We start from the raw sequence: 21573 nt of genomic DNA on the forward strand, positions 1-21573 counted from the left end.
TTTCCTGTATGAAATCAAGATATGCTTATTATCTGTTACTAGGACTGATTCCGATGGCCGTTGCAACCGGTGCGGTTCCCGATAAGTCGAAAAAGGTTACTGTAGATCCGGTAAAGACACTTACCCCCGACAGTGCCTCAGCCGTAAATGTAGATGTAATGATAAATGTTCCTGCACGTGCGTTTTCAAGCCGTAGCCGTCTGATTATTGTGCCACAACTTATCAGCAATGATACTATGGTGTCGGAATGCAGGGCAATGGTGCTTGATGCTCCTATATATTCCAAGAAGATGGAACGTCGCGTCAAGCTGGAAGGTTATGTCGATACCCTTGCCGAAAATTCAGGAAGAGTGAACAACCATGAGAATCAGTCTATACCATATATCGAACGTGTGTCTGTTCCGGAAAATATCGATGGAGGGCGCATAATTGCCGTACTTTCCACCGACGGATGCGGTGAATGCGAGGTTACAGACACTGTAGATATGGCATACATAGCAAACTTGCCTACACTTATAGAACCGAAGAAATCATTGCAGCTTAACTGGATAGAACCTGAGTTTGTAATCAAGCCAAAAGTGATGCAGGGCAAGGGCGAGGCTTTGCTGCAGTTTATAATAAACCGTTACGATATCAATCTGGAGCTTGGCGACAACCGTAAGGAAATGAATGCCATGTTGTCTACCTTGCAGAAAATTGTGAACGACAGCCTTGCCACACTCAACAGCGTAAGTATATACGGTATGGCATCGGCAGACGGTTCGTTTGCGTTTAATACTACCCTGTCGAGGAACCGTGCAAATTCAGCCAGGAAATGGCTCGTTTCACAGTTGGGTATTTCGCAGAAGCAGGCTGATGAATTCAGCATCGGTTCGCGCCCGGAAGGATGGTTGCCGGTGCTTGAGGCTATGCGCGCCGACGGGCATAAGGACACGCTGAAGGTGAAGGAAATCCTCGACAAGTACAATGCCGAGAACGATGATGTGGCAGAACGCTACATCCGCCGTCTGGCCTGCTGGAACGATATCAAAAACAGATATCTGCAGAAGGACCGTAAGGTGGAATACGAATATACATATACCATCAAGAGTTTTACTTCCGACGAGGAACTGCTCAGTATGTACAGCAAACGTCCCGACGCATTCAACGAGGAGGAACTGCTCCGTGTATCTGTGCTGAAGCAAACATCGGAAGAGAAGAAGGAGGTCTATCGCACAATACTTCGTTATTTCCCCCAGTCGAAGGTAGCCGCCAATAATCTGGCAGTTCTCCTGCTCAGGGAGGACAAGGTGGACGAGGCAGAGCAGGTAATCAATTCTGTGGAAGGATACACCCCGGAAATTATAAATACCAAGGCAGCGGTTTATGTATATAAGAACGACTACGAAAGAGCGATAGAATTGCTTCAGACCGATGTCACACTGCCTGAGGCAAAGTATAACCTCGGCATCATAAAGGCAAGTGCCAGACAGTTGGATGAGGCATATGAGCTGCTTAAGGACTATTGCGATACGAATGCCGCTGTGGTAGCGCTCAGTGTGAACCGTAACAATGAGGCATACGATATAATGTCTGCCAATGGGGATACCACGCCACGTGCCGAGTATGTACGGTCTTTGGTTTTCGCACGCCGTAACGAGGCGGACAATATGTTGTCGCATCTTGAGAGAGCCGTAGTGGAGGAAACCTACAGAAACAGGGCACGTACGGAAGCCGACTTCATGCCATACGCACAGCTGGATAAATTCATTATCCTGATAAATAATGGAGGAAAGGACCATGAATAAACTGCAACACATACTGAAATGTTCGGTAATGGCTTTGGTGCTGTTGATTATGCTGGGAGGATGTATCCGCTCAGAATTGCAGGACTGTCCGCCGCTGCAGATAACACTCATAGTAAAGGACAAGAACTATTTCAATATAGACGATGCCGTGAAACTGGGGCTGAAGGAAAGGAAGGCCGAGAACCTGCCTTTTCGCGAATATGTAAGTTCTATCTATTATATAGTTCACGATGAGGAAGGCAATGTGGTGGCCGAGCAGAAGAATACAGCAGTCGACAATGACGAGCAGACGCAGCTTATCGTCCTTCCCGTTTCGCTTCCATACGGGAAATACACTGTTACCGTATGGGGAAACATGAAGAGCGAGGCACCGCTTGGCGATAATCCCACTGAGGCGGAAATGGAAGCTGCCGGAGCATCGCTCAATGACATTTATCTGGCAAGCGGCACTTTCGACTACAGATACGGAAGCGAGGAATATACGCTCGGGATGGAACGTACCAAGGGCGACCTTCTGATAAAGGTGGAGGGAATACCGGAGAATATCGACTTCTCTACCAAGGATATAGAAGACATCTTCGGACATGTGGACAACGAGTTCAACTATTCAAAGCTGACCAATCTCCATACGGAACTTGATTGGGAGAGAAGGGTGGAGCTGCAGAGCGAAACGCTGATGTGTCCTTCGCCGACTTACGAAGGCTCTACGCTGAGCGTGATGTTTATCGACAAGTCGGCAGCAGAAAATGCCGGAAGGGCTACCTACTATCCTACACTGGTCCCTCAGGATATAAACATCACGATGGGACGTAACGAGATAACCATTCTGCGATATGTCTATCTGGAGGATGGCGGAGGAGGAACAGTAGACCCTGATCCCGACCCGAATCCGGACCCCGACCCAGATCCGGACCCTGATCCCGACCCGGACAATCCTGATAACCCTGACCCGGACGAGCCGGACAACCCTGATAATCCTGACCCGGATGAACCGGATACACCCGATCCGGACAATCCTACACCGCCTGTACAAGGTGAGTTTAAGATTTACGTCCGTGTGAACGATAATTGGGAACTGATACACAAAATGGAAATAGATTAAGCAATTAAATATTAATAACTATAATTTAAATTTTGTTAGAATGAAAAAGAATTATTTGTTCGGAATGGCTTTGATGGCATCATTGGCATTCTTTTCATGTACTAATGAAGTTATCTACGTACATGATGGCGAGAGTTCAGAACAGGTTTCTGACGAGCAGATTATCACTCTGCAGGTATCTAATGGTGGTGACGGACTGACTACCCGTGCCGGACGTCCGCTGTATAGCTCTGAGGCTAAACAGACTATTGATTATGTAAGATTGTGGATTTTTGATGCAAGTGGAAATCTTGAATATTCAACAACATTCGATGAGTGGGATGATAATGATTCTAAGGTGTATGGTGATAGTAATGAGCATGGTCGTGAAGCAAAAATCACATTGTCTGGTGATAACAAATTAGCAACTGGCACTCAATATACTGTATATGCTATAGGTTATCATTCAGATGGTGCATATAACAGTTCTATACCAGCTACTTCTGGCGTTCAAAAAGCTGCCGTTGAGAATTTACAGTTAAGTTATAGTGTAGCTACTAATGATTGTGCTGAAGAAATCTTTGCTGGTTCTCTTACTTTTACTCCTAACAAGGATGCATTTAATCAAACAATCGTTTTGAACCGTCAGGTAGCAGGTGCGTTTGTATATGTAGAAGAAATACCATTTTTTTCAGCTTCTCACCAATATTTGAAACTCATTGCTTCTGCAAAAAGCCCTAAAATAGTATTAGGACATTTTGCAAATAAAGAATATACTTCCAATGGAGCAAACACATCTACTAATGTAGTCAATGGAACAGAAACTACTGCTGGGGATGTTGTGATTAGCTGTATAGATTTGAAAACATGGTTTGGAGAAACTTTGAGTAATAAAGATGGTTTGATTGATGCAACAAGCTGGAGAAATCCTTTGAGAAAATCTGGAACCACACCAACATTCAAAAAAGGTTCTGTATTTGGTGGTACATTCCTGATTCCATTTGCAAAACAAAGTACGCAGACTTTGAAACTTGTGCTTTCTACTTCTAATGCCGCAACTTCAGAAGAAGGTGATGAAGTATGGAACATTAACCTGCCAACAGGAGATAATCAGTTACAAAGTTCTTTTGCTTTAACTACTCCATCAGTAGCTGGCGCTTCTGTTAATTGGTCAACAGCTGCTGCTGCTTCAGAAACAGCAAATGTCTATAGCATTCTTAGAAACCATCTTTACGGTGTAGGTAAGAGAACTATCGATAATCCGGGAGAAAGTGGTGGAGGAGAACCAGATCCAGATCCAGATCCAGAAAATCCAGATCCAGGTATTGACGACCCAGAATCACTGAACAACAAGCAGGAACTTACTTTACGTGTAAACGACAACTGGGAAGTTATTCACGGAATGGAGTTAGAGTAATTACATAATAGGTTTATAATTCAAAATAAGTATTGCCCATACAGGGCAATACTTATATCCGGTTTTAGCGGAGGAGGACTTTTGCCGTTTTACATTATTATATAAATAAAGCAAATCAGCTTTGCGGCGTTTAACATTTCGATGGTATTCTCTTTACACCAAGAGTGTGGCCGAATACTGCCTGTCTTTCGCAGGACTTCCATTGGATAAAAGCCAGGCAGCTTTCTGCAGCTATTGAAGAAGCGAAGCACAGCCCAGTGGTATTTATATTAATAACTATCAACGAAAAGAATTTAAACGGCTCTTAACCACAATTTAAATAGCACTTAAACAGAATATAATTAAAATAATAAACATAACAATATATGAAATCATTTTTCCAGACATCCAGACAAAGGAGTTTTCTTTCCGCCTGTCGAATAACCGGAAAGAAATGGTCTGCATCGGTGCCGCTGCTTCTGGCTGCACTGTTGGCAGTTGTATTTTATTCATGCCGCGATGAGGATTTATTTCCGTCGGCAAGTGTGAGTGAACAAAATAGTAATACACGTGCAGAAGCTGAAAATACTTCAGGATTGAATGTTTCATCTGATATTGAGGAGTTTAAAGATGGGAATAATACACTTTATAAAGGTTATACTTATTCCCCTTCCTGTCGCGTTCCTTTGGTGGGTGAAGGAAGAGTGGTGAATCACATTTCACAGGGTCTGGTAAATGTACTTTCTGATGATAATAAACTTGAATATCTGATCGATGAGGATTTATCAGAATATGCTGTTAGTTTCAGTGGTGTGGCTGATGTCAGTTTAATAGGAGATATACTGCTGTCAGTTAAGGATGTAAATCGTGTATATTACGATCCAAATGATGGTATTAAGGTGGGATTCATGTATGAAAATACTGGTGGAGCTTTAGGAGTAAATGTATTGGGGAGTGGTTTTTGGATAAAAACATATTTAAAAGGTATAGAACAGGATGGATCGACTACTATTAAAGAGGATGGAGATTTTAGTGTATTAGACCTAAATTTATTGAATGTAGCAGGTGGACTAAGTGAAATCTCTTTTAAAACAACAAAGCCTTTTGATGAAGTGCGTATAGGAAGGGTGTCAACTCTAGGTTTGGATGTTTTGAACAACCTGGAATTTTATTATGCTTTTGTTGGTGAAAATCCTGAGAAAATTGCTGCAAAAGGGCAGCATTATGCTAATGCAACAACTTATGAAGGAGGAGATTTGACAGGATTGGGCAATACTAAGAATTTGGTAGATGACAATCTTAACAATGTAGAAACAATAATCTTCTCTGGCTCTTTATGGGTCAACTTTCAGGATGATATTCCTGTAGGTAGTGAATTGGGATTTAAAATTAATAAAGGAGGAGTTTTATCTGTCAATTTAGGAGGTATCTATTTAAAAAGTCTTGATGGAAATAACAATGCAGTAGAGAACGTAAGTTTGGGTACCGGTGTCGGTATTTCTGCTATTGGCGGTAGTAGTGGAGCATTTAGTTTCGTTACTTCAGAATTGTGTCGAGGAGTAAAGTTATCAATACCATTCAGTCTTGACGTATTAAGTGGAACAGGGGCTTATTACGCCTACTCCCGTGATCCGGTTACAGTAGATGTATCCTCATATTTCAGTATCGGAAATGATACAATTTCTGGAGACCAATATACTTTACCTCCATCGAACTATAATGGGGGAACAGTGGCGTACAACTTGGTAAGTTCATATGAGGGGGTTTCTTTGGTAGGAAACCAGATAACAGGTATAACAAGCGATGGTGACTATACGGTAGAAGCTACATATTCTAAGGACGATAAAACAATCATTCAGCGAGCTATTATAACTCGAATAACTACAGACATTGATGAAGGTTGTAATAGCCCTATGATTAATACTGGAAATCAGTCTGGATTTAAAGCTCAAACTACTATAAATTCCGGTGGGCAATTGATAGATATATTCAGTTCCACACATAGTGCTAAAAACCTTGTAGATTCGGACCCGAATAACTATGCTGAGTATATCAGTGCATTAAGCCTGTTACAAGCCAAAGGTATTGTTGCAGTTACATCAGATAATAAAATTACAACAACAGGATCTACTCGTGTAGGCTTTGTAATGCAGACTAGCAATACTTTACTGAGTGCTGACGTACTACGATATTTCTTTATCCGTCTGTATAATGACAATGAGGAAGTGGCAAATAGCCTGGCACAAACTAATAATACCGTGGGTGTAGGATTGCTTGGAGGTGACGGTAGTCAGCTGCGTTTCTATCTTGAGACTCAAGGTGGGGTTACTTTCAACCGCGTTGAGCTTTGGACAGCAGGTTTACTTAACCTAAACCTTAATAAGTTCCGTTTGTATTACGCATTTTATGAACCGACAACATGTGAAAATAATACCAGTATGTCAACATCCTGTATGGAGATGATTACCTCTCAAAAGTATGGGGCTAAAATCAATTATTCCGAGACTGGCAGTTCGTCTGTATTGGGTGTTGGTAGTACCATCAGTGATATATCGAATGTGTTGGACAATAGCATGACAAGCTATGCTACGATAGGAGCTGTAGCAAGTGTTATAGGACAAAGTACTATTGCCATTAAATTTAATGAATTAGGAGCTGGTCAACCTGTTGGTGCAATCATAAGCGGTCCGGCATTATTGGCGGATGTAAGTCTTCTTAGCAAGACGTCAATAGTGGCATACATGGGAGGTACAGCAGTGGCTGATAATACAACTTCTGGAGGAGTTGCCTCTATTGAGGCTATAGGTGATGATGGTCTTAATATTATTGAGGTCACTCCAAAAACTGCATTCGATGAAGTCCGCATCACTTTCCCTTCCGTATTGGATGCACTAAAAGTTATAAAGGTGCATGGCTTCTATACGCGTCCGGACAAGAATAACAACGGTATTCCGGACTGTGCAGAGGAACCGGATGATCAGACAATTGTCAATGTATCTGGTTGGACTGAACATGTGTGTATTGATCCTGAAACAGGTGAAGGTGTTATTGATATTACGCTTTCTGGAATTGGTGACGGAAGTACATATACCGCTGATTTAATATGTTATCCATTTAATGATTCAGGTCAGACGGTTGAACGTACAGTGACATCTACTCCTGCAAATGATGGAACGGCTGTTTTGAAGGTTAGTCTTCCTGTTGGCGATTATTCAATCAGCGGTTTACCATACAACGGTCTCCGCGCTCAGGTGCATCCGCGGAAGACTACCTGGAAGAGAAATCCGTCAAATACCGACTGGAACAACTGGAACAACTGGACGGACGGTTCTCCTTGGGGATGTACCAATGTGGTGATTCCTACAGGAGCCACACGTTATCCGGTGTTGGAATCATGGAGTAGTGTAGATGAATTTTATGGCGGTAACTATTGCAATAATATCCATTTCGAACCGGGAGGAGCTGTACTCAATACTCAATATCTGAATTATAGTTATGCATACGTGGAAATGGAAATTACTGCCGGAGAGTACCACATGATTTCTACTCCACTTTGCGGAATGGTGACGGGAGATATGTTTGTTTCATCTGAAATGCCGGCGTACTTTACACAGTTGGATGATAAAACTTATCCTGAAGTGCGACACAATCCGCTTGTGAGGCAGAAAATGTACAGCCGTGCGGTAAAAACTGCAACTTCTGGAGAAAATAGTAACAATACTGTGGCTGCCATTGCAGACTGGAGCCGTACGTTCAATGCTGTGGCTCAGGAATATGATCCGGCACAGGGTATAAAGATGATGGTGGGTAATGCAGGCGACAATACTAAATATCGTTTACGATTCCCCAAAGAATATACAACATATAATTATTATAATCTGTCTGGGGTACTACAGAAAACTGAAGACTTTGGACCAAGAACGAATAATAATGGAAGATTTGCTTATGAAGATAATAATAATTCTTTTACTTTTACATTGAAAAATGAAGTAGAGGATGCTGCATATTTTGTGGCAGGCAATCCGTTTATGAGTTATATAGATGTGCAGACGTTCTTATCAAACAATACCGGAGTTAGTGCCATAAAATTAGTTGAGACAGATGAAACAATCACCAGTAGTAATGCTAATGGCACACAAATCGCTCCTATGCAAGCGTTCTATGTAGTGGCAAATGCTGCTTCCAATTTGAAAGAATTGAGCATAACTTATACCCAGGACATGTTTGTACAGCCTTCTGCAAGTACAGCAACCAGAGCTTCACGCAGTGCTTCTGTTCCATCGGCAAGTGAAATGAAGATTTCTGCAACATCAGAAGGAACTGTAAGTACATGTTTGCTCACTCTCAGTGCCGAAGCATCGGATTCATACAGTGCGAAGGAGGATGTTATTTCTCTGATTGACGAGGACTTTTTGCCGAAGGTTAAAGTATATACCGTTGCCGACAAGCGCGCTCTTGACATTCAGAAAATGAATAAAGCCAAACATGTGGATTTGGGTTTTGTAGTGAAGGATGGAACACAGAATGCCGAAATTACATTAAATTATGGCAGCAACTGGAAGGGCTGGACATTGGTTGACAAGCAAACTGGTAATCGTTACGAACTTAATGGTAATACGGTTTCGGTTAATGCCGGTGCGTTGAAGAGTAATGACTCCCGTTTCTATCTTGAAAAACAATGAAAGGAAAGTGGGTTATGATAATGAATAGAATTAAATATAGATTGTTTATGACACTTACTGTATGTGGCTTCCTCTTGTTGGGAGCCTCATGCAGCAAGGATGATGAACCGGTGCAGACAGTAGAAGGGGTTACTGTCACTATTTCAGCTCAGAGTGATTTGCAGACAAGAACTACTTTGCCGGTATATGATGGAAAAGATACAGATGGTAAACCTATTTATGGAACAAAAATCGACGGTGTTCAGCATGTAACGGATGTTTATCTCTATGTATTTGAGAAGAATAGCGGAAGTGGAGATTATGTCTGCAAGAGCATGCAGGACGTTCACTGGAGTGAGCGCATAGATCGTGATGAAAATGGTAAACTCCCAATTACAACTTCTAAATTGTCTTATACAATCAGTTATAAATTTGATAAAAATTGTATTTATCGTCTGGTGGCTGTAGGCATAGATAATGCAAAATCAAATGAAGAAATGCAGGATTATGATGGCTGGAACTCTATTCTTACCTATGGATTGCCAGATTCTATTCGGACAGGCAGTAAGCTGACTGATCCGATTACACTTCAAGAGGGTAAAACTCCGACTGATATGGCACATTCGGAATTCTTTACCGGTTATATCGATTATAATCCTTTAACTCAGGGAACCAATCTTGGTATCATTGATTTGTGGCGCAGGGTCGCAGGTCTGCAGGTTTGCCTGAATCAGATTCCAAAGGAAGTAGAGCGCGTGAGAATATTGCTTTATAATTCGCAGAATACACAAGTGAAACTATTGCCCAGTGCCCCCCAAGAAAGTGAAACGGATAAGAAGATAATTACAGATTTCATTACCAGCCCTTATGGGAATGATTCTTTCAACGAAGAGGGCAGGGTACTGATGGATAAGACCTTTACAGAGGATGATTTATATCTTCCGGGATCTAGTAAAGGAGTCGTTTCTGATTATGCTTACAAATGTTCCCTGACGGCATTTATGCTGCCCGTCAATATTCCGGACAGAGAACTGTATGACCATACGCTTGTAGCGGAGTTTATTACTACTTCCATAACCGGTATTGTAGGTACCAGCAAAAAGGTACGTCTGAATTTGCAGAATGGTAATAATCTTGTATTTGAAGATGAAACAGATATAGGTACCGGTATTATCGACGACCTCGACAAGTATCTTTTTCCTATTCAGGCAAATCATTTTTATTGTCTGGGGACACCTTCAAATCCTATAGATTGTAGTAAGGTATTGAATTAATATATTCTTTGGATAATATTTCAAGATTAAATTTTCCTATATAATTAATATATGAATCTTTTCAGACTAAAATATTTATTTTTAGCATTTGCTATTTTAACTGTATCCTGCAATAGCAATACTCTTACTGATGAAGAAAGTCCAGACTACACAAAGCCTCAGCAGCAGACCTTCACCGTAGTGGTGGAAAGTGTGGGCGAGCTTTTCGAAGGGGGAGAGGGTGTGAATCCAGGTACTTTAGCGTCACGCCGTCCTATCTCAAGCGTCACTCCTACACAGACGTTCGACAAGCTGGCTTTGTTGATTATAGAATATGCTTCGCCCGCAAAGGTGGTGTATAAACGGACTATAGACAACTGGAGTAACCCGGACAATAAGGCAAGCTATCCTTGGAGTACGGAAGAAGGACAGGGACGTTATGCTACTGTTACTCTGACTGGCGATGAGTGTCTGGAAGAAGGAAAAAACTATATGGCGTACGTGATAGGATATCAGACCGGAACTTACGGAGGGTATGAGCCGTTCAAGGATATAGAGGTGGGAGACTATTATAATCAGACAGAAGTTGTTACGGTGCCAGAAGATGGAAGTGTGGATGAGGTTTTTGCCGGAGCGGAAGTCTTTTGGGTAAAGGATGGGGTTATTCTGTCGCAGCGTAGTTCTGAGGCTGAAGTGGAACATGGCTTGATGGTGGCTCGCCGTCAGGTGGCAGGTACGTTCGGCTATTTTACCCGTATTCCGGTAACGGCGGGTGGCAAAAAGGTGGCTAAACTGCGTCTGGTTTCTACCAAAGAGAACCGTACGGTGATTTTCGGAGGTTTCCGCAGTGTGGACGATAATCTGAATTTCCATAAGGATAATGTGATAAACGGCATGAATCCGGCTACGGACTATGACTGTGTGTTGGCAGGCTCGTTGAAAAAGGATGCCTTTTCGGTATATGAAATAGACTTGTGCAAGTGGTTCCCCGGAAATACGGAGAATGCTTTGTTGCCTTTGGATGCCAATGGCGACGGCTATCTGGACAGTGCTGACACCAACTGGCAGACGGACGAGGAAAATTATCCGAAAGGTACGATTTCTCTGCCGCGTGGAACAGTGTTCGGCGACAGTTTCATGGTTTCTATCGCAATGCTGCGGGATGATGTGGATGAGGGTATTCCCACATTCCAGATGCAGATGCTTGATGCGGGCGGAAAGGTGATAAAGTATTGGGATGTTGTTTTGAGAAATCTGGATACTGTCGGTGAGACTCGTACGCTGGTATCGCTTCCGAACGGTGTAAACGGACGTACGGAGATTACGGAACTGGAAAATATTGATACGGATGCATGTTTCAGTATCGTACGTAACCGCCTTTATACGATGGGTGAGAAGAACCAGTCGCAGAATTATGGTGAGGATGAACCGATTGATTTGTCGAAAGACAACGTGCTGGTACTCGATGCCCGTCATGAATGGCAAATCATGAATTCTATTATTTTCAATTGATTTGATGATAATTCATTGTTGGGTAATTGGTGGAAGGATGCATCGGAAACTATGTCCAGGTTCTTCATAACAGACCTTACCACAGTCGGTATTATCAAAAAAAGCGTGTGTCTTCTATAAGATACACGCTTTTTTTTATCTTTGCATCAAACAATATACATGTATATACAACTTATTGATGAAAGAATTTGTGATATCTGAAGCACAGACCGAGAGAGCTGTGCTGGTGGGACTGGTTACGCAGACCCAGAATGAACGTAAAACGAATGAATATTTGGATGAACTGGCTTTCCTGGCCGAGACAGCTGGGGCGGAGGTTGTCAAGCGTTTCACCCAGAAACTGGATACGCCTAATTCCGTAACTTATGTAGGTAAAGGAAAGTTGCAGGAAATAAAGGAATATCTGTCTGTACAGAATGAGTCGGAGGAAACGGAAATAGGGATGGTTATCTTTGATGATGAGCTTTCGGCCAAGCAGATCCGTAACATTGAGAATGAACTGAAGGTAAAGATACTGGACCGTACTTCACTGATTCTGGATATTTTTGCTATGCGTGCCCAGACGGCCAATGCAAAGACGCAGGTGGAACTGGCGCAGTATAAATATATGCTTCCCCGTTTGCAGCGGTTGTGGACTCACCTGGAACGTCAGGGAGGTGGTTCCGGTGCCGGAGGTGGTAAAGGTTCGGTAGGTTTGCGTGGTCCGGGTGAAACCCAGCTTGAAATGGACCGCCGTATCATCTTGAACCGTATGGCTTTGCTGAAACAGCGTCTGGCTGACATCGATACGCAGAAATCTACTCAAAGGAAAAACCGTGGACGTCTGATCCGTGTAGCTCTGGTAGGTTATACCAATGTGGGTAAGTCTACACTGATGAATCTGTTGGCAAAGAGTGAGGTCTTTGCCGAAAACAAGTTGTTTGCTACTTTGGATACTACGGTCCGTAAGGTGATTATTGATAATTTGCCTTTCCTGCTTTCGGATACGGTAGGTTTTATCCGCAAACTTCCTACAGATCTGGTCGATTCGTTCAAGTCGACGTTGGACGAGGTGCGAGAGGCCGACCTGCTGCTGCATGTGGTAGATATTTCCCATCCTGATTTTGAAGAGCAGATTCAGGTGGTCGATAAGACCATTGCCGATTTGGGTGCTGCGGGGAAACCGACCATGATTGTTTTCAACAAGATTGATGCATATACCTATGTTGAAAAAGATCCGGATGATCTGACTCCGAAGACAAAGGAAAATACTACTTTGGAAGAACTGATGCATACCTGGATGGCGAAGATGAATGATAACTGCATCTTCATTTCGGCCAAAAACAAAACCAATATAGAGGAATTGAAGGATAAGGTTTACAAGAAAGTCCGTGAATTGCATGTACAGAAATATCCTTATAATGATTTTCTGTATCAGACTTACGATAATTACGACGAAGAATAATTAATGATGTGTGTGCTATGACTGGTTACCGTTCACTTACAGCTGCCGAAATCTCCTGCCTTGAAGCGCAGGGTTGTCGGGCTGCCGACTGGAATCTGGTCAGGGTGGCTCCTTCGTTCGTGCCGGATAACGTGATTGACGTCTGTTTTTCCGGAACGGTATACCTGGGGATTTTTGAAGATTCTTTTACTTTGCCCGGTGGAGTTGTCCGTCATTCCGGTATTTGTCATGCTGTCCTGCATAATGTTACGGTAGGGAATAATTGCCGTATTGAGTGGGTGAAGAATTACATAGCTAATTATGAAATAGACGAATATTCTTATATAAGTAATGTAGATACCTTGTTGGTTGATGGTGAAAGCTCGTTCGGCAATGGCGTGGAAGTGACGGTCCTGAATGAAACCGGCGGACGGGAAGTCGTGCTTTTCGATGCCCTTTCTGCACATGAGGCTTATATGATGGCGTTTTACCGGCATCGTCCGGTCCTGATTGAAGGGATGAGGCGGATGATCGGGGAATATGTCCGTATCTGTACCTCAGCGAAAGGGATAATCGGGAGCCGGGTTACCATCCGGAACGTGGGACGGATTGAGAATGTACGTATAGGAGACTGCTGTATGGTTCGGGGGGCTGCCCGTCTGACTAACGGATCGGTCAACAGTACGGCTGAGGCTCCAGTCGTGATAGGCGAGGGGGTATTGTGCGATGACTTTATAGTATCGAGCGGTTCCCGTATTACAGACGGTGCCATGCTTACGCGTTGCTTTGTAGGGCAGTCGGTCCATATCGGACACGGGTATTCGGCTACCGATTCCTTGTTCTTCTGTAACTGTCAGGAAGAGAACGGGGAGGCCTGTGCTGTCTTTGCCGGACCGTTTACGGTCACTCACCATAAATCTACTTTGCTTATAGGCGGTATGTTTTCTTTCATGAATGCCGGTTCGGGTTCCAATCAGAGCAATCATATGTATAAGCTGGGACCGTCACATCAGGGTATATTGGAGCGTGGATCCAAAACGGCTTCTTCATCCTATATCTTATGGCCTGCCCGTATCGGAGCCTTTTCTATGGTGATGGGACACCATGTCTCTCATCCGGATACGGCCGATCTGCCGTTTTCTTATCTCATTGAAGATAAAGGGGTGGCATTTCTGATTCCCGGTGTGAACCTGCGCAGTGTGGGGACTGCCCGCGATGTGGAGAAATGGCCGAAACGCGACGGGCGTACCGATAAGGTTATGCTGGATCTGGTAATATTCGATGCTCTTTCACCTTATACAGTAGGTAAATTGTTGGACGGAATCCGGCTTTTACGGCAGTTGGAGTCCGGAATGGAGCCTGGTGATACGCAATGTATCTGTCAGGGAATGGTGCTGAAGCGCACGGCTCTGGAAAGGGGAATCCGTCTGTATCAGGCGGCGGTCGACAAATTTTTCGGCGGACAGCTGATGAGGCGTCTTGATCCGGTGAAGTCGGATTGTTGGAGTGATTATAGGAAAAGACTGGTTCCGGAAACGTGTGCCGGAACAGGAAAATGGGTCGACCTTTCCGGATTGCTTACACCCGAATCCGAAGTGGAACGTCTGGTTAGGGATATCGAAAACAACAGGTTGACGCATCTGGTGGAGGTACGGAAAAGGCTGGAGGAAATGTATGCCGGTTACCAGGATTATGTATGGGAATGGGTGTCCGGCAAACTCCCGGAGGTGTATGGCTGGCATGAGGAAACACTTTCGGTCGAAGATGTATGTTCGGTAATCCGACGTTGGTTGGAGGCTGTGACATGGCTCGACGGGCAGGTGTACGAAGATGCTCTCAAGGAATTTTCACAGGTATCCATGACCGGTTTCGGCATAGATGGAGGTGAAAAGGAACGTAAGGATGACTTTGAAGCGGTGCGGGGAACGGCCGGGACCAATGATTTCATGAACGGTATTCTGGCCGGAAAGGCGCAGGCGGAAAAGAAAGGTAACGGATGGATAAGCCGTCTGACGGGTTTGTCTTGAAAATGAAAGGGTAATTATGAAAAGTTTATATATACTCTGCCTCATGTGTCTGTTTGGGGCGACATTGTATGCGGGTACGTATCACAAGCGGGAGGTGGAGCTTCCATGTTTTGTGACGTCCAATACTTCCAGAATTGAAATCAGAAAGATAATCATTACCGATGAACAGACTCAGGTGGATGCCGTGATGTACGGCAGGCCGGGTGAGCCGTGTGCCATTTCTGGGAATACATATCTGTGTAATGGTGTGCAGCGGTTTCCGCTGCGTGAGGCGGACCGGGTTTCTATCGGCGGCAAGGACCCTTCGGAGCAGATCGGAGAGTTGGGACACAGGTCGGTCACCTTGTCATTCGCCCCTCTGACGGTCGGAGTCCATACGGTAGATTTCGTTGAACCCGATGCAGGATGGACAATCTATGATATCCAGCTGACGGAACAGGAGCCTTATGTATATACGCCCAGTTTTCTGGATGTCCAGTCGGTAAAACCTTCGGAGAGTCTTCCGCAACCCGATCTGAAAGTAGGGAAGGCCATTGTCAACGGTTATATCCTGGGGTATGACCCGCGTATTGACCTGGATGTGGTGTTCCGCTTTGCCGACTGGTTGCTGACCAATGACTGGGGGCAGTCGGTCAAGGTGCGTGAGGACGGTTCTTTCCATATCGAACAGGATATAGTGATGCCTTGCGGAGCCAAACTGCAGATAAACAAGGCACAGCTTGATATGTTTCTGTTTCCTGGAGCAGAAATGACGGTATACATTCATCTGCCCCGTTTGAGCATGTCGGCGTCACAGCTTCTGAAAGGACGTTTCGGACAGGTACAGAAGGCTTGGTTCGACGGGAAAGGGCAGGAACTGAATACCGAGCTGGCTACTTATGGAGTGCCCTTGTCGGTTGCAGACGAGCCGGGATTTGAGTTCAGGACAGAGGGAATGGATGCGGAACAGTTGGAGGATTATGTCAATGAGCGCTGCCGGCACCTGGTTTCGCGGGTAGAGAAAGAAAAGAAGGCAGGTGACGCCTACAGGACATATGTCATGACTAATCTGGAGATGAATGCATTGGTTCTGGTAGGCGACAGGAAAGAAATTCCAAAGGGATTGGAACAGAGTCCGTATATCCGTTATGGATACGATTACGTGCCGTATCTGCAGTATTTGGAACGCAACCTGCATATTTCGGCCGACCTGTGGAATGATATCCGCCGGGCAAGGACTGTGTATCATGACATGATCAAGTTGCATAAGATTACCGGTGAAGACAAGGCCATGTATGAGGCTATTACCGAGCCTGAGCTGAGGAACTATATTGATACGCGTGCCGAAAAGCTGAAGGCTGTCATAGCGCGTAATATGGCAGCCAAGCGCAATGTGGTCCTCTCGATCGACAGCATGATGCCTGCCGAGAAGGTCTTTCCCGCCATGGTAAGCTCGCATAAAGGTAAAGTTGTTCTGGTTGATTTCTGGGCCACATGGTGTGCCCCTTGCCGTAAGAGTATGCATGTCATCGGCATGATGAAGAAACGGTTGCCGGAAGATAACATCGTATATATTTATGTTACGGGTGCCTCCTCTCCCGAATCGACCTGGAAAACCGTCATCAATGAAATAACCGGAATACATTACCGGATTACGGAAAAGCAGTGGAACTATTTGTGTAACAACTATGGTATCAAGGGCATACCGGCATATCTGGTGGTGGGACAGGACGGAAAGATACGGAACCGTTATATCGGCTTTCCGGGTATAGGTGTGTTGGAATATGATCTGCGCAAGGCAATGCGATAAAACAAAGTTTTTATTTTAATTAAGGAAAAATTTCGATAATACTTTGTACCTTTGCTGTCACAATAACTAACAATTAATTTATAATCGTATTATGGCAACAACTCCAGAATTCAAGTATCAGCCGATGTTCGAACACGGAAAAGATACTACTGAATACTATCTGCTTACTAAAGACTATGTGTCTGTAAGCGAGTTCGAAGGTAAACCTATCCTGAAGATTGAGAAGGAAGGTCTGACTGCAATGGCTAACGCCGCTTTCCATGATGTATCATTCATGTTGCGTCGTTCTCATAACGAACAGGTTGCTAAAATCCTGAGCGACCCGGAAGCTAGCGATAACGATAAATATGTAGCGTTGACATTCCTGCGTAATGCCGAAGTGGCTGCAAAGGGCGTATTGCCTTTCTGCCAGGATACCGGTACGGCTATTATTCACGGTGAAAAAGGCCAGCAGGTATGGACCGGCTATTGCGACGAAGAGGCTTTGTCACTGGGTGTGTACAAGACCTATACCGAAAATAACCTGCGTTACTCACAGAATGCTCCGTTGAGCATGTATGAAGAAGTGAATACCCGCTGCAACCTGCCGGCACAGATCGACCTGGAGGCTACAGAAGGTATGGAATATAATTTCCTGTGTGTAACCAAAGGTGGAGGTTCTGCCAACAAGACTTATCTGTATCAGGAAACCAAGGCTATCCTAAATCCGGCTACTTTGGTTCCGTTCCTGGTTGAAAAGATGAAGACATTGGGTACGGCTGCCTGTCCTCCTTATCATATCGCATTCGTTATCGGAGGTACTTCTGCCGAAAAGAACCTGCTTACCGTGAAGCTGGCTTCTACCCATTATTATGATAACCTGCCTACTACAGGTAATGAATACGGACGTGCTTTCCGTGATCTGGAACTGGAAAAACAGGTATTGGAAGAAGCTCACCGTATCGGTCTGGGTGCCCAGTTCGGAGGTAAGTACTATGCACACGATGTACGTATCATCCGTCTGCCTCGTCACGGTGCTTCTTGTCCGGTTGGTCTGGGGGTTTCCTGCTCTGCCGACCGTAACATCAAATGTAAGATCAACAAGGATGGTATCTGGATCGAGAAACTGGATTCAAATCCGGGAGAACTGATTCCTGCCGAATTGCGTCAGGCCGGTGAAGGTGATGCTGTAAAGGTTGACCTGAACCGTCCGATGAGTGAGATTCTGGCACAGCTCGACAAGTATCCGGTATCAACCCGTCTGTCTTTGAACGGTACCATCATCGTTGGCCGTGATATCGCTCACGCCAAGCTGAAAGAACGTCTGGACCGTGGTGAAGACCTGCCTCAGTATATCAAGGATCATCCTATCTATTATGCCGGTCCGGCCAAGACTCCTAAGGGTATGGCCTGCGGTTCTATGGGCCCGACTACTGCCGGCCGTATGGACCCGTACGTTGACCTGTTCCAGAGCCATGGAGGTTCTATGGTCATGCTGGCCAAAGGTAACCGTAGCCAGGCTGTAACCGATGCCTGCAAGAAACACGGCGGTTTCTATCTGGGTTCAATCGGTGGTCCTGCAGCTATCCTGGCCCAGAACAATATCAAGAGCATCGAGTGTGTGGAATATCCTGAACTGGGAATGGAAGCTATCTGGAAGATTGAAGTCGAAAACTTCCCGGCATTTATCCTGGTCGACAACAAGGGTAATGATTTCTTCAAGCAGATCAAACCTCGTTGCGCAGGTTGTGGCAACAAATAATTTCCTGGCCCATACAGGGTTGTGAAATATAAAAAAGGGGAAATGTCATTGTGGCATTTCCCCTTTTTATGCATATTGTCCGGACGTCCGGACAAATGGTTATAACTTGTAGTTCCACTGTTCCAAAGCGAATGACCAGTGTTTCTCTACCAGTTCGACTGTTTCCGGCTTGTACTGATACTTGTTCTTCTTGTATCCTTTCTTTTTGTTGACATAAGCTTCGATGTCGGCACGGGCTTCGTCGAATCCTGGAAGCGACAGCTTCCGGTAGATTTCCTGTGTCAGGTCGAAGGCGTTCTTCTCGTAATCCTCGAAACGGACTTCCACCAGATTGCCTTCCGGAATAAAGTGCTTGTCTTCTTCATATTTGTGATACAGCTTCGCATAAATTGACAGAATATTCTCCTGAAGTTCTTCATTGCTGATATCCTGCAGTTTCAGTGGCTGTATGGTATTGGTAAAGAAGCTGCGGGTCGATTCGAATACTGTGTATGGATTACGCATCAGGTAGATGAATTTCGCATTCGGGAACATCTTTACCAGTTCCTTTACACGTCCTGTATGCGGAGGGTTTTTGCTCAGGAACTGGGTTCCGTGGGTATTCCATAGTGAAATCTTGATGAGTTTGGTGAATGTATCTTCAAAGACCTTCAGTTCCGCATCGGTGATATCGTTGAAAAGCAGGTATTTGTCGGCATATTCCTGCATGTGTTTCGGAAAAAACCAGAAGTTGTAATAGGTGTACGGCATCATGTTGGCCAGAGCAAACTCTTCCTCCTGAGGCAGGTCGACGGCCAGTTCCATGTTGTCTGTAGGACGTTTGTCGGGCATCAGCCAACTCATATTCTTCTTGAAGAACGGCTGTCCCCACATCATCAGGTGCGGGAAGACGGTCTGATAGGTCGTGTTATAGCCGAAATGCTTGTCGCAAGAGAACACGTTGTGCATGAAAGTCGTTCCGCTCCGCCAGTGGCCGAGGATGAAAACCGGATCATGTTCCAACGGTTTTCCGGCCAGCAGTTTGTTGTATCGGTGATCCTGGAGCGGAACCAGCGTAGAGAGGATACGGTCTACCATCTTTGTCAGGCGGTATTTGCCTCTGTAATCCGGATCGATGGTCTTTCCGGCTGTAATCTGTTTGAATGTCTTCCAGTCGGCACCTACTAAGGTGTTGATCGGCAGTTTGCTGAATTCAAGTAATCCCATGATTTGTAACAGGTATGTAGGGGTTATAGAAATAGGGCCGGCAAGCTGTCTTCCTTATGTTATCACTCCAGTGATAAATTCTTATCACTAGGGTGATAATATCTTTTCACCTGGGTGATAATGTCTTTTCACTCCAGTGATAAGATTAATCCGCACTGTCGGATAATGAAGACAGCTTGTCCGGTTCCGGTTTATTTTCTTATTTCGATGGCGATTCCCTGGCGTGACAGTTCCTTCACAGCCTTTTCTATCGCTTCGTAATGTTCGGGAGCGATACCCAGTTTCGGCAGGTCTAGAACCGGCAGTTCCATGGTGTTGTGCATGTCCTTGTCGGCTACCTGGTCGATAATCATACCTACAGCACTGGTATTGTTGGTTATCGGGTCGATAAGGATGAATGCGCCGGTAGCCTTATTCTTTGTATAGGGGTCGAAGAAAAGTTCCTTTGAAGATGTCAGCACTACACGGGCAATCTGGTTGAGCTGCATAGGGACATCTTCCTTTTTAAGGCGTCCGTTTTCCACACTCAGATGTTCCATCGTGTTGATATCAACTTTATACTTGATGCTGTCTACACGGGTACGGCTGGTATTGGTGGTCTGCTTCAGGAAGAAAGCCTTGTCCATATTCATCTTTTCCTCGTCCATCCATACCAGCATGGCTTCGAAGTTACGTCCTATCATGGGCATATTGTCGGGGTGTACCAGCATTTCTCCGCGTGACACGTCTATTTCGTCTTCCAGAGTCAGGGTTACCGACATCGGAGAGAAGGCATAATCCAGTTCCCCGTCGTAGGTAACGATGCTCTTGATGTGCGATTTCTTTCCCGACGGAAGTGCTACCACTTCATCGCCTTTGTGCACAACACCGGATGCGATTTTGCCGCAGAATCCGCGGAAGTCGAGGTTCGGGCGGAGTACGTATTGTACCGGGTAGCGGAAATCCTTCAGATTATGGTCGTTTCCGAGGTGTACGGTTTCCAGGTATTCCAGCAGAGATGTGCCTTTATACCACGGGGTACGTTCGGATTTTTCCACCACGTTGTCGCCTTCCAGGGCCGACAAGGGGATGCATTGTACATCGGGTATTCCCAGTGGAGTGATGAAGGCTTTGTAGTCGGCTACGATCTTGTCGAAAACGTCCTTCGAGAAATCTACCAGGTCCATCTTGTTGACGGCCAGGATGACATGCTTGATTCCCAGCAATGATACAAGGTAGGTGTGGCGGCGTGTCTGGGTAATGACACCGGTGCGGGCATCGACCAGGATAATGGCCAGATTGGCGGTCGAACCGCCTGTAATCATGTTGCGGGTATATTGTTCGTGTCCCGGAGTATCGGCTATGATGAATTTACGCTTGTTGGTCGAGAAATAGCGGTATGCCACGTCGATGGTGATACCCTGTTCACGTTCGGCCTTCAGTCCGTCGAGCAGCAGGGCATAGTCAATGTGTTCGCCTGCGTTGCCCACACGTTTGCTGTCACGTTCCAGTGCGTCCAGCTGGTCTTCATACAGTTTCTTGCTGTCGAACAGCAGACGTCCGATCAGGGTGGATTTGCCGTCGTCTACCGATCCTGCCGTCAGGAAACGGAGCAGGTCTTTCTGTTCGTCTTTTTTCAGGAATTCTTCGATGGACATGTTGCCTCTGGCTTCGCCTTCCATCGGGTTGCCCGATTTGTTTTTATCTAGATGTTCCAT

Annotated in this window: 12 protein-coding genes; 10 read left to right on the forward strand and 2 right to left on the reverse strand. The window is 45.0% G+C overall.

From position 1 onward, the window contains the following. Positions 1-8: 8 nt before the first annotated feature. The 10 genes from BQ7489_RS05380 to BQ7489_RS05425 all read left to right on the forward strand — a co-directional run bounded on the left by BQ7489_RS05380 (position 9) and on the right by BQ7489_RS05425 (position 18670). Positions 9-1787, forward strand: coding sequence for an OmpA family protein (locus tag BQ7489_RS05380; protein WP_072530271.1), 1779 nt, complete (start codon positions 9-11; stop codon positions 1785-1787). Then, positions 1780-2889, forward strand: coding sequence for a FimB/Mfa2 family fimbrial subunit (locus tag BQ7489_RS05385; protein WP_072530272.1), 1110 nt, complete (start codon positions 1780-1782; stop codon positions 2887-2889). Before BQ7489_RS05380 ends, BQ7489_RS05385 begins: the two co-directional genes overlap by 8 nt. 40 nt (positions 2890-2929) lie before the next feature. Next, on the forward strand, positions 2930-4285 hold the full coding sequence (locus BQ7489_RS05390; protein ID WP_162617778.1) for a hypothetical protein: 1356 nt from the start codon (positions 2930-2932) through the stop codon (positions 4283-4285). 365 nt (positions 4286-4650) lie between these two features. Continuing rightward, positions 4651-8946, forward strand: coding sequence for a hypothetical protein (locus tag BQ7489_RS05395; protein ID WP_072530274.1), 4296 nt, complete (start codon positions 4651-4653; stop codon positions 8944-8946). A gap of 47 nt (positions 8947-8993) precedes the next feature. Continuing rightward, positions 8994-10199: a FimB/Mfa2 family fimbrial subunit gene (locus BQ7489_RS05400; RefSeq protein WP_162617779.1), complete on the forward strand. Its 1206-nt coding sequence runs from the start codon at positions 8994-8996 to the stop codon at positions 10197-10199. Between the two features lie 51 nt (positions 10200-10250). Further along, the gene (locus BQ7489_RS05405) at positions 10251-11690 is read left to right on the forward strand and encodes a hypothetical protein (RefSeq protein WP_072530276.1); all 1440 of its coding nucleotides are present in this window, start codon (positions 10251-10253) and stop codon (positions 11688-11690) included. A gap of 178 nt (positions 11691-11868) precedes the next feature. After that, positions 11869-13134, forward strand: coding sequence for a GTPase HflX (hflX, locus tag BQ7489_RS05410; RefSeq protein WP_072530277.1), 1266 nt, complete (start codon positions 11869-11871; stop codon positions 13132-13134). A gap of 17 nt (positions 13135-13151) precedes the next feature. Next, positions 13152-15140: a DUF4954 family protein gene (locus BQ7489_RS05415; protein ID WP_072530278.1), complete on the forward strand. Its 1989-nt coding sequence runs from the start codon at positions 13152-13154 to the stop codon at positions 15138-15140. 16 nt (positions 15141-15156) lie between these two features. Beyond that, complete coding sequence (locus BQ7489_RS05420; protein WP_072530279.1) at positions 15157-16929, forward strand: TlpA family protein disulfide reductase; 1773 nt, start codon at positions 15157-15159, stop codon at positions 16927-16929. A gap of 91 nt (positions 16930-17020) precedes the next feature. Then, positions 17021-18670, forward strand: coding sequence for a fumarate hydratase (locus BQ7489_RS05425; protein WP_072530280.1), 1650 nt, complete (start codon positions 17021-17023; stop codon positions 18668-18670). Positions 18671-18769: 99 nt separating this feature from the next. On the opposite strand, the gene BQ7489_RS05430 is transcribed toward BQ7489_RS05425, so the two are convergent. Both BQ7489_RS05430 and cysN read right to left on the reverse strand, forming a co-directional pair. Then, on the reverse strand, positions 18770-19876 hold the full coding sequence (locus tag BQ7489_RS05430; protein WP_072530281.1) for a sulfotransferase family protein: 1107 nt from the start codon (positions 19874-19876) through the stop codon (positions 18770-18772). 191 nt (positions 19877-20067) lie between these two features. Further along, positions 20068-21573 carry a sulfate adenylyltransferase subunit CysN gene (cysN, locus tag BQ7489_RS05435; protein WP_072530282.1) on the reverse strand — a complete coding sequence of 502 codons (1506 nt, stop codon included), beginning with the start codon at positions 21571-21573 and terminating at the stop codon, positions 20068-20070.

Source organism: Bacteroides ilei (assembly GCF_900128495.1).
Lineage (GTDB): Bacteria > Bacteroidota > Bacteroidia > Bacteroidales > Bacteroidaceae > Phocaeicola > Phocaeicola ilei.